We start from the raw sequence: 12738 nt of genomic DNA on the forward strand, positions 1-12738 counted from the left end.
CGACCGTCGAGGACTACGACGCGCTGTTGCCGTGGAAGATGCCCGCCGACCTGCGCTGAGTCGCCGCTGCCACACCTCGGAGTTCGACGCTACCACTCTGAGAGGCGTGAATTAATGACCGCGTACGTTCAAATATGCTAGGATTTTCTGAACCACTATGCCGTAGACAACTGAACTGACTGCGACAACGCGGACCACCACCGACGGGGAATGCCATGGCAGAGAGCAAATCAACCGGCGTCGCCGCCGAGTTGCCGAAAGCATGGTCGCATCTTGAATCAATGCTTGTTCCAGGGGAAGGCGTTCAGGCAAGCACGGTGCAGCGCCGTTTGTTTGCACTCACGCATCGTCGTTCTCTCGTGGCAGCAACGTCCGGCCGACTTATCGGGATGACGCGCGGTCTGATCGGAGGCTTCGCACCGGTTGATCTTCGCTGGCAGGACATCAAGACAGCGCATATTAAGGCGGGAATCTTCGGTAGCACGCTGACCGTTACCGCGCTGACTCAGCCTGACCTAGCAAGCGGTGGCGCGGTCCGTGGATTCGAGTTCTCGGGCTTACGGAAAAACGAGGCCCAAGCCATCTACCGCATCTGCCAAGCTCAGGAGCAGGCATGGCGTGAAAAGCGCCGGCAACGCGAACTTGAGGAACTGCGGGCAAAATCCGGAGGGTTTCAGGGAAGTTTTGGTGACCCTGCCGCTGCAAATAATGAAAGCCCGACGGAGCGACTGCAAAAGGCGAAGGCCATGCTTGAGCAAGGGCTCATCAGCGATTCAGAGTACGAGACCATCAAGGCCAAGGTCATCAGCCAGCTTTAATGCTGTGCGCCAATCCCGACCGTTTTGGGATGCTCGCCAAAATACCCGGGAATCCGTTGATTCAGCGAAGGAAGGCGTCCGGCCCCTGCGACCTCTCCGACGTTAGAGAAGAGTCATGTAGGCTGGCGGGGCTGTCCGACCTTCAGTCTCAGTCTATTCTCCACAAGTGCCCACATGCACTGCACACGCCATAGGGCTGCTGGCGGTCACGCCACCATGCCATGCCGTCTCGGAGCAATTCCGTGACTGCGCGAATGATGCCCGCTGACACAGTCGGAGCAATTACCCCGGCTACTGCTGGGCGAAAGGCCCGCGCCAAATCTGCCTTTTTATAGACCGAAGCCGAAAGTGCACCGCACTTGGTGCATTGGATGTACGCGATACAACTCCTAGTCGAAGATGCTTTGACGAAATCCGGTTACATGGTGGTTACACGAACTCCAGAAAGCAAAAAGCCCAGTCGCAATGACTGGGCTAAGTGCTTGAATTTGTTGGGGTGGCTGATGGGACTCGAACCCACGACGACAGGAATCACAATCCTGGACTCTACCAACTGAGCTACAGCCACCACTGTTACTGCGTCTTCTTCGCTGCGTTGCTTACTCATCAGCAGCGAAGAAATGAGATTATATGGGGTCTCTTTATTCTTGCCAAGCGTTTTTTTCAAAAATTTCTTCGGCAGCGAAAAGATGCTCGCGCGCCTCGTCGAACACGGCCAGATCGGCGCGTGCGAGCTTCTTGTTGTCGGACAGCACACGCCGCCAGCCGCGCGCCCCCGGTACGCCACGATACAACCCGAGCGCATGACGCACGATCGCACCGAGGTAGGTGCCGCGCTTGAGCTCCGCCGCGCAGTACTCGATCAACCGCGCTTCTGCTTCCTCGCGCGTTGGCGCCACATCACTCGCGCCATAGAACCGCGCGTCGACGCCCGCGAGCAGATAAGGATTGTGATACGCCTCGCGGCCGAGCATCACGCCATCGACATGCTCGAGATGCTGCGCGACCTCGTCGAGCGTCTTGATGCCGCCGTTGATGACGATCTCCAGCGACGGAAAATCGCGCTTCAGCTGATACGCATAGTCGTACTTGAGCGGCGGGATCTCGCGATTCTCCTTCGGCGACAGCCCCTTCAGGATCGCGTTGCGCGCGTGCACCACGAACACGTCACAGCCCGCTTCGGCCACCGTGCCGACGAAGTCCCGCACGAACGCGTAGTCCTCGACCGAGTCGACGCCGATCCGATGCTTGACGGTCACCGGCACCGACACCACGTCGCGCATCGCCTTCACGCAATCGGCGACGAGTTGCGGCTCGTTCATCAGGCACGCGCCGAACGCACCGCGCTGCACCCGCTCCGACGGACAGCCGCAGTTCAGGTTGATTTCGTCATAGCCCCATTGCTCGCCGAGCTTCGCCGCACGCGCGAGATCGTCCGGCTCGCTGCCGCCGAGTTGCAGCGCGACCGGCGATTCGTTCGGCGTGAATGCAAGATGCCGCTGCGCGTCGCCGAACAGCAGCGCGCCAGTCGTGATCATCTCCGTGTAAAGCCATGTATTGCGCGTGAGCGTGCGATGGAACGACCGGCAATGACGGTCGGTCCAGTCGAGCATGGGCGCCACGGACACGCGGCGAGGCGGAAGCGAAGACGAAACGGGCATGGAATTCGGGCAGCGAACGACGCAGAAACAACCCGCCATTCTACCGCAACAGGCGCCCTGCCTGCCCGTCGCTACGCGTCGGCACCGCCGGCCAGTTCCTCATCGACCGCGCGCCGCGCTGCGTCGAGCACGCGTTCGACTACGCGCCGCTCGGTCAGCAGCAACCCGTCGACCTTCACGAGCCGCCAGTCGATCCGCACCGCATCGCCTTGCAGCACGCGGTAATGGACATGTTCGCCGTCCCAGACCTGCTCGGTCTTCACTTCGATTTCGAAGCCGCGGTACGGCTCGCTGTAGTCGCCGAGATCGCTGCCCTTCAGTTCCATCGCGCGCTCCGTCGAAATGCGACGCCCGGCGCGCGTCGCCACACCGGCGTCGGGCGCTCAGTTGTATTCATCGGACAAAATGGCCTTGCCATCGGCGGTGAGATCGACCCGATCTTCGGCTGTCTGATAGATCAGCCCTTCGTTCAGCAACACGTAGACGATGTCGCCGAACGCCGCCGGCACCGGCCGGCTGTCGCCGAACTGGTCGATCCACTTCAGCGCTTCGATGGCTTCGGGAGAAAGGATGGGGGTCATGCGCTACCTCCGGCATCGGTGTCGTTCCATCCTAGCACTTCGTCCGTGTCGCGAATACCGTTGCCTGCCCGCAGCCCGTTACCCGCGAACGCCGGCTGCCATCCCCGCGCGACTGCCCACCCGGCGACCCTCCGGCCGGATCGACTCCGCTCAGAGCCGCGCGATCGACACCTCGGTCGACTTCACGAGCGCGACGACTTCGGCGCCCACCTTCAGTTCGAGTTCGTCGACCGAGCGGGTCGTGATGACCGACGTGACGATGCCGAACGGCGTTTCCACGTCGACCTCGGACACCACCGGCCCGCGGATGATTTCCTTCACCTTGCCCTTGAACTGGTTTCGCACGTTGATTGCAGTAATGCTCATCGGGTTGATCGCTCCGAAGAAAAAAGTCTCAAAGCGGGCGGCCTGCGCCGCCCGGCGGTTAAACGGACCAGCGAATCTGCGCAGCCGTGCCGGGTCCACCCGCGAGTACGCGCTGCAGCACCCGATCCTCGAGCGCCGCGAATGCTGCCGACGCGCGCGCGCGTGGCCGGTCGAGCGGCACCGCCTGGTCGAGCGCCACGCGCCCCTGGTCGATCAGCAGGATCCGGTCGCCGAGCGCGACGGCCTCCTGCACGTCATGCGTGACGAGCAGCGCAGTGAACCGGTGCTCGCGCCACAGCCGCTCGATCAGCGCGTGCATCTCGATCCGGGTCAGCGCGTCAAGCGCGCCGAGCGGCTCGTCGAGCAGCAGCAGTTGCGGCCGGTGCACGAGCGCCCGCGCGAGCGCAACCCGCTGGCGCTGGCCGCCCGACAGTTGCGCAGGCCAGTCGTCTGCCCGTTCTAGCAGCCCCACTTCGTCGAGCACCGCACGTGCGTCGTCGCGCGCGCCGCGTCCGAGACCGAGCAGCACGTTCTGCAGCACCGTCTTCCACGGCAGCAGGCGCGCGTCCTGGTACATGATCCGGGTGTCGAGCGCGCCGCCGCCTTCGCCGCGCGTGACGAGCGCGCCGGTGCTCGGCTGCTCGAGGCCCGCAACGAGCCGCAGCAGCGTCGACTTGCCGCAGCCGCTGCGGCCGACGATCGCGACGAAGCTGCCGCGCGCGATGTCGAGATTGACGTCGTCGAGCACGGTGCGCGCGCCGAAGCGCTTGGTGACGTGGCTCAGCGTGACCGCGTCGTCCGGCGCGGGGCTGTCTGCGCCAGCCTGATGGCGCCTCGCGAGCGGCACGATCGCCGCGCCGCCGTCGCGATCAACGATCGCGGCGTCGCGGGCGTTGCCGTCCACGATGCGCGCCTGCGTGAATTCCGCCTCGAGGTCCGCGGCGGCGAACGGCCCGTATGCGGCCGCCGAACTCGTCGCATTCATGCCTGTGCTCCAGGTTGATACGCGGGGTGCCAGCGCAGCGTCACGCGCTCGAGCCATTTCGCGAGCACGTCGGCGAGCTTGCCGAGCACCGCGTACAGCAGGATGCCGACCACCACCACGTCGGTTTGCAGGAATTCGCGCGCGTTCATCGTCATGTAGCCGATGCCCGACTGCGCGGAGATCGTTTCCGCGACGATCAGCATCACCCACATCAGCCCGAGCGCAAACCGCACGCCGACGAGGATCGACGGCAGCGCGCCGGGCAGGATCACGTCGCGATAAAGCGCGAAGCCGCGCACGCCGTAGCTCTTCGCCATCTCGACCAGGTTCGCGTCGACCGAGCGAATCCCGTGATACGTATTGATGTAGACGGGAAAGAACACGCCGAGCGCAACCAGGAACAGCTTCGCCTTCTCGTCGATGCCGAACCACAGGATCACGAGCGGGATCATCGCGAGCGCGGGAATGTTGCGGACCATCTGGATCGTCGAGTCGAGCGCGACCTCGGCGGCTTTCGACAGGCCGGTCGCCAGCCCGAGCGCGAGCCCGACGCCGCCGCCGAGTACAAAGCCGAACAGCGCGCGCCATGTGCTGACCTTCACGTTCGCCCACATCTCGCCGGACGCGACGAGCGACCACGCGGCTCGCACGACGGCGACCGGCTCCGGCAGCACGCGGGTCGACAGCCAGCCGGTGCGCGCACCGGCTTCCCAGACGATCAACAGCGCGAGCGGCACGAGCCACGGCGCCGCGGTACGCCACGCGCGGGCGCCCGCGCCGCCCGTCGCAGACGGTTTCGTTGACATCGCAAGCCTCCTGTCGCTCAGCTCTGGCTCGCCTTCGGCAGATAGCTGTTGCCGACGATCTCGCCGAACGGACCGGACAGCGGACCGGCCGCCTTCGCCGCGCCGCGTCCCTTGATCAGCGGGAACACGAGCTCGGCAAAGCGGTACGACTCCTCGAGGTGCGGATAGCCGGACAGGATGAACGTTTCGATGCCGAGCTCGGCGTATTCGCGCATCCGCGCCGCGACCTGCTCAGGATTGCCGACGAGCGCGGTGCCGGCGCCGCCGCGCACCAGACCGACGCCGGCCCACAGGTTCGGATACACCTCGAGCGTCTCGCGGCCGCCGCGCTTGCCGCCGTGCAGTGCGGCCATCCGGCGTTGCCCCTCCGAATCCATGTTCGCGAACGCCTGCTGCGCGCGCGCGATCGTCGCGTCGTCGAGCCGGCTGATCAGGCGCTCGGCATCGCGCCACGCTTCGTCCTCGGTCTCGCGCACGATCACGTGCAGACGGATGCCGAAGCGGATCTCGCGGCCGCGCGCCGCCGCATGCGCGCGCACGTCGGCGATCTTCTTCGCGACGGCCTCGGGCGGCTCGCCCCAGGTCAGGTAGGTGTCGATGTGATCGGCAGCGATCGCATGCGCGGCCGGCGACGAGCCGCCGAACCACAGCGGCGGATGCGGACGCTGCACCGGCGGATAAAGCGCCTTGCCGCCCTTCGACTGCAGATGCTTGCCGATATAGTCGAACCCGCCGTTGTCGTGCGACGCGGACAGCAGCCCGCGCCAGATATGGAGAAAGTCGTCGGTGATCTCGTAGCGCGTATCGTGATCGGCAAACAGGCCGTCGCCTTCGAGTTCGGCGGCATCGCCGCCCGTCACGACGTTGATCAGCAAGCGCCCGCCGGACAGCCGGTCGAACGTCGCGGCCATGCGCGCCGCGAGCCCCGGCGACGCGATGCCGGGCCGCACCGCGACGAGGAACTTCAGGCGCTGCGTCGCAGGAATCAGGCTCGACGCGACGACCCACGCATCCTCGCAGGAACGGCCGGTCGGCAGCAGCACGCCCTCGTAGCCGAGCGTGTCGGCCGCGATCGCGATCTGCTTGAAATAGTCGTAATCCGCGGCGCGCGCGCCTTCTGCGGTGCCGAGATAGCGGCTGTCGCCGTGCGTGGGAATAAACCAGAACACATTCATCTGCTGCTCCTGCGTGACTGTCCTTGCCAGAATTGGGATAAAACGCGGCCCTGCTCGCGCCGCGGGCGCGCGGCGCATGCATCGTGTGGGTTCGAATCGGGATGTGCTGCTGGTTGGCCGCGCGGTGAGCGAATACGCGAAAAGCGCGGCTGTTTCCGGGAAATCAGTCTAGGGACGGGGGGGGGGCTTTGGAACGATTTTTTTGAGCTTAGGTTTTCCGCTTTCGTGATTAGCACGACGCTGGAGCGAATATCAGGTCGAGCGCCCCCTATAATGGCGCACCATTCCGAACAATTCCGCGCGGACGGCCCCGGCCACGCGCGCTTGCGGTGCACTCATCGATGCAGAAAGTCATCCTGCCGTTCCTGTCCGGCTTCCTGGCCGCCCTTTTCTTTCGCGAAGCGACGCTCGCACTGCTGCATACCGCCGACCTGATCGCCACGGCCGGCTTCTCGACCACGCCGTTCGCGCCGCTCGGCATTCCTGAATTTGTCGCGAACGCGCTGTTCAGTGCATGCTGCGCGATTCCGATGGCGTGGCTGCTGCGCGTGTCGCCGGAACGCGAAGCGCCGTGGATCGGCGCGCTGGTGTTTGGCGGGGTGGCCCTGACCGCCGCGCGCGTGTTTGCAATCGACCCGCTGCGCGGCATCTGGCCGTCGGGCAACATGCTGCCGGTGCTCGCGGTCGGCTTCGCGGCGAACGCGATGTGGGGCTGGGGCGCGCTCGTGTTCTTGCGCGCGTTCATGTCCGACGACGCGGGCGAAGACTGACCGGCGCGCTTGCGCCGAACACCGGCCCCGCACGCGTCAGTCCTTCAGATTCCTTAGCGGATGCGTATCGGGCGTCCACGGGCTGTCGAACATCGCCAGCACGTCCGCACGACCGACGTCGTCGATCGACTTGAAGCGCCAGACCGGCTGCTGGTCCTTGTCAATGATCAGCGCACGCACGCCTTCGATCACGTCGCCGTGCGCAAACGTCGAACGCGTCAGGTCGAGATCGCGCCGCAGGCAGTCGGCCATCGACGCGCCGCGCGCGCGCTCGACGAGTTCGAGCGACACCGCCATCGACAGCGGCGACAACTGGCTGCGCATCGCATGCGTCGCCTTCTCGACCCACGCGTCAACGGCCGCGCAATCCTGTTCCGCGTCGAGCGACGCGAGTATCGCGACGAGATCGGGCTGCGCGAAATGCCGGTCGATGCCGGCGCGTGCGGTGGCGAGCGCCGACGTATCGACGGTCGGCACGACCTTGTGCGCGGCGGCTGCCGCGGCGACGCACTCGACCGCTTGCTCACCGCTGTCGAAGCGCTCGTGACGCAGCGCGTCGAGCAGCGCCGGCAGCGCGGCGTCTGGCACATAGACGTCGGCGAGCTGCGCGTACAGCGCCCCCGCGGCGTCGAGCGTCGCGCCGGTCACCGCGAGATAGCGGCCGATCGCACCGGGCGTGCGCGCAAGGAACCAGCTCATCCCGACGTCGGGGAACAGGCCGATGCGCGTCTCCGGCATCGCCATCTTCGTCGAATCGGTGACGACCCGCAGCCCGCCCGTATGCCGTGCCGCCTGCGAGATGCCCATGCCCCCGCCCATCACGACACCGTGCATCAGCGCGATGTAGGGCTTCGGATAGGCGAAGATCGCATGGTTCAGCGTGTATTCCTCGATGAAGAACGTGTCGACCGCGTCGCGGTCGCCGCGCTGCCACGCTTCGTGAAAATAGCGCACGTCGCCGCCCGCGCAGAACGCACGCGGGTGCGGGCTGTATACGACGACCGCGACGACTTCGGGATCGTCGCGCCAGGCGTCGAGCGCCGCGTGCATCGTGCGGATCATCTCGACCGACAGCGCATTGAGCGCCTTCGGCCGGTTCAGTTCGAGAAAGCCGATGCGGTTCGCGACGAACGCGCGCACATCAGCCTGGGTGGAATCGACGGCGGTGGATTCGGTCATGGGAGCCATCCGGCGGGTGGCGGACGCACGGTCAGTGCGCCTGCATCTTCGAGAACAGGTTCAGGACGACGACGCCCGCGATGATCAGCGACAGGCCGATCACCGCCGGCAGGTCCGGCACCTGACGGTACAGCAGCATCGCGACGAGCGTGATCAGCACGATGCCGGCGCCCGACCAGACCGCATAGATGATGCCGACCGGCATCGTCTTCAGCGTCAGCGACAGGCAATAGAACGCGGTGGCGTAGCCCGCCACGACGAGCAGCGACGGCCACAGGCGCGTGAAGCCGTCCGCCGCGCGCAGCGCGGACGTGCCGATCACCTCCGCGACGATCGCGATCGCGAGCCATGCATAACCTGGAATCTGCATCGCTCAGCTCCTTGCAAGCGCCAGCGCCGCATAGTCGAGGCCGAGCTCCGCGCACAGCACCTCGACGACGAATTCGTGATCCGCGCGTTGCGGCAGCCCGGAAACCGTCACCGTGCCGATCACGCCGGCACCCGCGACCGTCAGCGGAAACGCGCCGCCGTGCGGCGAATATTCGGCCGGCAGCAGCCCGTGCTTGTCCGCAAGCGTCGCGCCGGCCTGCTGCATCCGCAGTCCGATCGCATACGAGCTGCGACGGAAATGCGCGACGACATTGCGCTTGCGGCGCACCCAGGCCGCGTTGTCCGGCGTCGCGCCGTTCAGCGCCGCGAAGAACAGCGTCTGGCCGAAGGTGCCGATGTCGATCGCCACCGCATGGCCGCGCGAAGCGGCGAGTGCATACAGCCGGTTGCCGAGCGTCCAGGCGCGGCCGGCATCGAATTGGGGAAAGACGAGCGCCTGTTCCTGCGCGCCGATCGATTGCAGATCGAGAGCGATATCCATGAATCCGTCAGTGCGAAAAGTGGACGCAGCCGCTGTCGCTGCGATCGCGCGCAGCCGTGCTGCATGAATGACGACACAAACCGCTCGATTCTAGCGCACCGGCCCCACAAGCCTATTGTCAGAAAGTGCTTGCACGCGTTCGGGTATGTCCTTATAATTCAATTCTTCGACGGACGCGGGGTGGAGCAGTCTGGCAGCTCGTCGGGCTCATAACCCGAAGGTCGTAGGTTCAAATCCTACCCCCGCAACCAAGCGTCCCGATTCATGCAGGAAGCCCGGCCAAAGTGCCGGGCTTTTTGTTTTTTCACGCACGCTTTCACGCACGACTTCGTCGTCGCTCTTCTCCTTTCCGCCGCGCACACATGCACCGCCGCATCGCGACGCCGCCGTTCAAGAATGCGCGTCGCGGGTGATACACTCGCATCACCTCGTCCCTTCCATTCGACATGAAATTCTGCTCCGTCTGCGGTCACGAAGTCATTGCGCGCATCCCGCCGGGCGACAACCGCGAGCGCTTCGTCTGCGATCACTGCGGCACGATCCATTACCAGAACCCGCGTAACGTCGTCGGCACGGTCCCCGTGTGGGGCGAGCAGGTGCTGCTGTGCCGCCGCGCGATCGAGCCGCGCTACGGTTTCTGGACCCTGCCGGCGGGCTTCATGGAGATGGGCGAGACGACGGCCGAGGCCGCCGCGCGCGAGACGCTCGAAGAGGCCGGTGCGCGCGTCGAGGTGCAGAGCCTGTTCACGCTGCTCAACGTGCCGCACGTGCACCAGGTACATCTGTTCTACCTGGCACGGCTCACCGACCCCGCGTTCGAGGCCGGCGAGGAAAGCCTCGAGGTCAAGCTCTTCGACGAGTCCGACATCCCGTGGGACGAGATCGCGTTCCCGACCGTCAGCCAGACCCTGCGATTCTTCTTTGCCGATCGTGCCGCCGGCGACTATGGTGTGCACACCGGCGACATCTTCCGCTCACTGCGCAACGGCTGAACCGCGGCCCATGGTCCCCTGGCTCGGTCCGGACGATCCGTTCCCGCCCGTCGAGCGCGCGCTCGGCCCGGCGACCGGCGCGCCCGGCCTGCTGGCCGCCAGCGCGGACCTGCTGCCGTCACGCCTCATCGACGCGTACCAGCGCGGCATCTTCCCGTGGTATTCGGACGGCCAACCCGTGCTGTGGTGGAGCCCCGACCCGCGGATGATCCTCGTGCCGGCCGAATTCAAGGTATCGCCATCGCTGAAGAAGACGCTGCGGCGCGTGCTGCGCGAGCCCGCGTGGGAAGTGCGCGTCGATCACGACTTCGCGGGCGTGATGCGCGCGTGCGCACAGGCGCCGCGCCGTGGGCAGCGCGGCACGTGGATCACCGCGGAGATCATCGACGCATACACGTCGCTCTTCCGCTCGGGCAATGCGCACAGCATCGAGACCTGGCGCGACGGACGGCGCATCGGCGGGCTTTACGGCGTCGCATTCGGACGGATGTTCTTCGGCGAATCGATGTATGCGGACGAGACCGATGCGTCGAAGATCGCGCTGGCCGCGCTCGTCGCCCACCTTCGCGACTGCGGACTGGAGATGATCGATTGCCAGCAGAACACGTCGCATCTGGCATCGCTCGGCGGCCGCGAGATCGCACGCAAGGCCTTCGTCGCTCACGTGCGCCGCGCGATCGCTGAACCGCCGATTCCGTGGCGGTTCGACAAGCGCGTGCTCGCCGCGCTGGCGGGCCGCAGCGAACCGGCGGCCCCGGCCGACGACGGGCGCTAGCGCCACAGCTCATCAACCTCCCGCGGTGCCAGTGGATGCGCTCTTGTGGATGACTTCGACACGGCACTCGCCTGGCCACGCGACGCACACCTTGAAGTCGATGAATCCGAACGTGTGCAGCAGCATCAGCAGGACAGCAATGCCGCCGATCAGCGAAACCGTGGTGCTCGCGGTTTTCACGCTTGCCCGCCACGTGCGAGGATTGCCCCCTTGCGCTGAAACGCCAGGTCGCCGTCCAGCCACGTGCAGCGGTCGAACGACATGAACATCCCCAGAACTGCCCGCACCACGCCGCGCCTATCCACGAACTCGCGTTCCGTCGTTCGGCTGGCGATATGAACGCGCGTGCCGTCATCGTCGACGAACGCCCAAATGTATTCCCACGTCGGCATGGCTGCATGCGAAACACTGTATGAATGTACAGCATATCACGACAGCGGCCTGATCGATCCCCTTTGGCGCGGCGGTGGCGCGCGTCGAATGCAAAAATCGTTGCCGAGGCCCCGAAATCGATCGCCGAAATCGATCGTCAGATCCGGACGGCAATCCGCTCAATCCCGTTCCGTCGCCACTCCGCAGGAACGTGTCCCGTTTATTCTTGGCTGGTCGCGCCCGTTCGTTAAGCCTATTGTTGAGGCTAGACATGATGCATTTAGCCCCGTTTTCATGTTAATTTTCCTGTAGCCAGTTGCGTTGCCGTCCGGCGGAGGCGTGCCGGAAGTTGAAACGCACGATATTGATTTATAACGGTTTTTGCGGGAAGTCGATGTTGAGCTGCCTGCAGAACACGTCGCATCTAGCGTCGCTCGGCGGGCGCGGGCGCTAGCGCGGCACTCCATCCCTGCATCGAGAGCTGCCCATGACTCACCCGACTGAGCTGCCGCTTTCACCGCTTTCGGCGCTGCAATTCTATGCAACGGCGCCCTACCCGTGCAGCTATCTGGACGGCCGCGTCGCGCGCTCGCAGGTCGCGACGCCGAGCCACCTGATCAACTCCGACATCTACACGGAACTCGTCAAGGCAGGCTTCCGCCGCTCCGGCGTGTTCACCTACCGGCCGTACTGCGACGGCTGCCGTGCGTGCGTGCCGGTGCGCGTGCCGGTCGCGGCATTCGAGCCGAACCGCACGCAGCGGCGCATGTGGAAACGGCACCGCGCGCTCGTCGCGACGGTGTCGCCGCTGCATTACGACGAAGAGCACTACGCGCTCTATATGCGCTACCAGTCCGCCCGCCACGCGGGCGGCGGGATGGACCGCGACAGCCGCGACCAGTACGAGCAGTTCCTGCTGCAGAGCCGGATCAATTCGCGTCTCGTCGAATTCCGCGACCTCGACGCGCCGGGCGGCGAGCGCGGCAAGCTGCGCATGATCAGCATGATCGACATCCTCGGCGACGGGCTGTCGTCCGTCTACACGTTCTTCGAGCCGGACGATCCGCACACGAGCTACGGCACCTACAACATTCTCTGGCAGATCGAGCAGGCAAGAAGCCTCGGCCTGCCGTACGTGTATCTCGGCTACTGGATTCGCGAGAGCCCGAAGATGGCGTACAAGGCGAACTTCCATCCGCTCGAAGGGCTGATCGACGGCCGCTGGAAGGTGCTCGATCCGGAACGCGTCGACCTGCCTCCCGTCGATGCGGCGCTCGCACGCGCGCCGCTGCCCGGCGGCCATTCCGGCGCATCCTGACGCCCGCCGCCACCCGGCATCACACGCACACGCGCCGGCCCGGCCACGCCCCCTGCCTGCCCGGTCTGC

General features: G+C 65.6%; 17 protein-coding genes and 2 tRNA genes. 6 read left to right on the plus strand and 13 right to left on the minus strand.

All coding sequences use genetic code 11. The features are described from left to right. Positions 1-215 precede the first annotated feature (215 nt). On the plus strand, positions 216-818 hold the full coding sequence (locus tag G3N94_RS35380) for a PH domain-containing protein (RefSeq protein ID WP_205798702.1): 603 nt from the start codon (positions 216-218) through the stop codon (positions 816-818). Between the two features lie 492 nt (positions 819-1310). Here the strand turns inward: G3N94_RS35380 and G3N94_RS35385 are convergent. From G3N94_RS35385 to ssuD, 8 genes are all read right to left on the minus strand, one after another. Further along, positions 1311-1386 (minus strand) — tRNA-His (locus G3N94_RS35385). A gap of 73 nt (positions 1387-1459) precedes the next feature. Continuing rightward, entirely contained in the window at positions 1460-2479 is a 1020-nt protein-coding gene (dusA, locus tag G3N94_RS35390; RefSeq protein ID WP_205798704.1) for a tRNA dihydrouridine(20/20a) synthase DusA, read from the minus strand. 71 nt (positions 2480-2550) lie between these two features. After that, entirely contained in the window at positions 2551-2805 is a 255-nt protein-coding gene (locus G3N94_RS35395) for a hypothetical protein (protein ID WP_205798706.1), read from the minus strand. Positions 2806-2862: 57 nt separating this feature from the next. Continuing rightward, complete coding sequence (locus tag G3N94_RS35400) at positions 2863-3060, minus strand: hypothetical protein (RefSeq protein ID WP_205798708.1); 198 nt, start codon at positions 3058-3060, stop codon at positions 2863-2865. 150 nt (positions 3061-3210) lie between these two features. Next, entirely contained in the window at positions 3211-3426 is a 216-nt protein-coding gene (locus tag G3N94_RS35405) for a molybdopterin-binding protein (protein WP_006400187.1), read from the minus strand. A gap of 58 nt (positions 3427-3484) precedes the next feature. Further along, on the minus strand, positions 3485-4411 hold the full coding sequence (locus tag G3N94_RS35410) for an ATP-binding cassette domain-containing protein (protein WP_205798716.1): 927 nt from the start codon (positions 4409-4411) through the stop codon (positions 3485-3487). Then, positions 4408-5217, minus strand: coding sequence for an aliphatic sulfonate ABC transporter permease SsuC (gene ssuC, locus G3N94_RS35415; protein WP_205798718.1), 810 nt, complete (start codon positions 5215-5217; stop codon positions 4408-4410). The genes G3N94_RS35410 and ssuC overlap by 4 nt, the downstream gene beginning before the upstream one ends. Positions 5218-5234: 17 nt before the next feature. Further along, complete coding sequence (gene ssuD / locus G3N94_RS35420) at positions 5235-6392, minus strand: FMNH2-dependent alkanesulfonate monooxygenase (RefSeq protein ID WP_205798720.1); 1158 nt, start codon at positions 6390-6392, stop codon at positions 5235-5237. A 341-nt stretch (positions 6393-6733) separates the two neighbouring features. Between ssuD and G3N94_RS35425 the strand changes: the two genes are divergently transcribed. After that, positions 6734-7162 (plus strand): hypothetical protein, encoded by a 429-nt coding sequence (locus G3N94_RS35425; RefSeq protein WP_205798722.1) that lies wholly within the window; start codon positions 6734-6736, stop codon positions 7160-7162. 36 nt (positions 7163-7198) lie between these two features. On the opposite strand, the gene G3N94_RS35430 is transcribed toward G3N94_RS35425, so the two are convergent. The 3 genes from G3N94_RS35430 to G3N94_RS35440 are packed head-to-tail and all read right to left on the minus strand — an operon-like array spanning position 7199 to position 9212. Continuing rightward, the gene (locus G3N94_RS35430) at positions 7199-8341 is read right to left on the minus strand and encodes an enoyl-CoA hydratase/isomerase family protein (protein WP_205798724.1); all 1143 of its coding nucleotides are present in this window, start codon (positions 8339-8341) and stop codon (positions 7199-7201) included. A 31-nt stretch (positions 8342-8372) separates the two neighbouring features. Continuing rightward, a complete protein-coding gene (locus G3N94_RS35435) occupies positions 8373-8711 on the minus strand; it encodes a multidrug efflux SMR transporter (protein WP_205798726.1) in 339 nt (112 codons plus the stop codon). Positions 8712-8714: 3 nt separating this feature from the next. Then, positions 8715-9212, minus strand: coding sequence for a heme-degrading domain-containing protein (locus tag G3N94_RS35440; RefSeq protein WP_205798728.1), 498 nt, complete (start codon positions 9210-9212; stop codon positions 8715-8717). Between the two features lie 174 nt (positions 9213-9386). Between G3N94_RS35440 and G3N94_RS35445 the strand changes: the two genes are divergently transcribed. From G3N94_RS35445 to aat, 3 genes are all read left to right on the plus strand, one after another. After that, positions 9387-9463: transfer RNA gene (locus G3N94_RS35445), tRNA-Met, on the plus strand. 195 nt (positions 9464-9658) lie between these two features. After that, on the plus strand, positions 9659-10204 hold the full coding sequence (locus G3N94_RS35450) for an NUDIX hydrolase (protein ID WP_124597872.1): 546 nt from the start codon (positions 9659-9661) through the stop codon (positions 10202-10204). A 10-nt stretch (positions 10205-10214) separates the two neighbouring features. Further along, a complete protein-coding gene (aat, locus tag G3N94_RS35455; RefSeq protein ID WP_205798730.1) occupies positions 10215-10979 on the plus strand; it encodes a leucyl/phenylalanyl-tRNA--protein transferase in 765 nt (254 codons plus the stop codon). Between the two features lie 12 nt (positions 10980-10991). On the opposite strand, the gene G3N94_RS35460 is transcribed toward aat, so the two are convergent. Continuing rightward, positions 10992-11159, minus strand: a complete 168-nt coding sequence (locus G3N94_RS35460) for a hypothetical protein (RefSeq protein WP_205798732.1) — start codon at positions 11157-11159, stop codon at positions 10992-10994. Beyond that, a complete protein-coding gene (locus G3N94_RS35465; protein ID WP_205798734.1) occupies positions 11156-11371 on the minus strand; it encodes a hypothetical protein in 216 nt (71 codons plus the stop codon). Before G3N94_RS35465 ends, G3N94_RS35460 begins: the two co-directional genes overlap by 4 nt. 467 nt (positions 11372-11838) lie before the next feature. Between G3N94_RS35465 and G3N94_RS35470 the strand changes: the two genes are divergently transcribed. Next, positions 11839-12669, plus strand: a complete 831-nt coding sequence (locus G3N94_RS35470; protein WP_205798737.1) for an arginyltransferase — start codon at positions 11839-11841, stop codon at positions 12667-12669. The last annotated feature ends 69 nt before the right edge of the window (positions 12670-12738 follow it).

This window comes from Burkholderia sp. Ac-20353 (genome assembly GCF_017104785.1).
Taxonomy (GTDB): domain Bacteria; phylum Pseudomonadota; class Gammaproteobacteria; order Burkholderiales; family Burkholderiaceae; genus Burkholderia.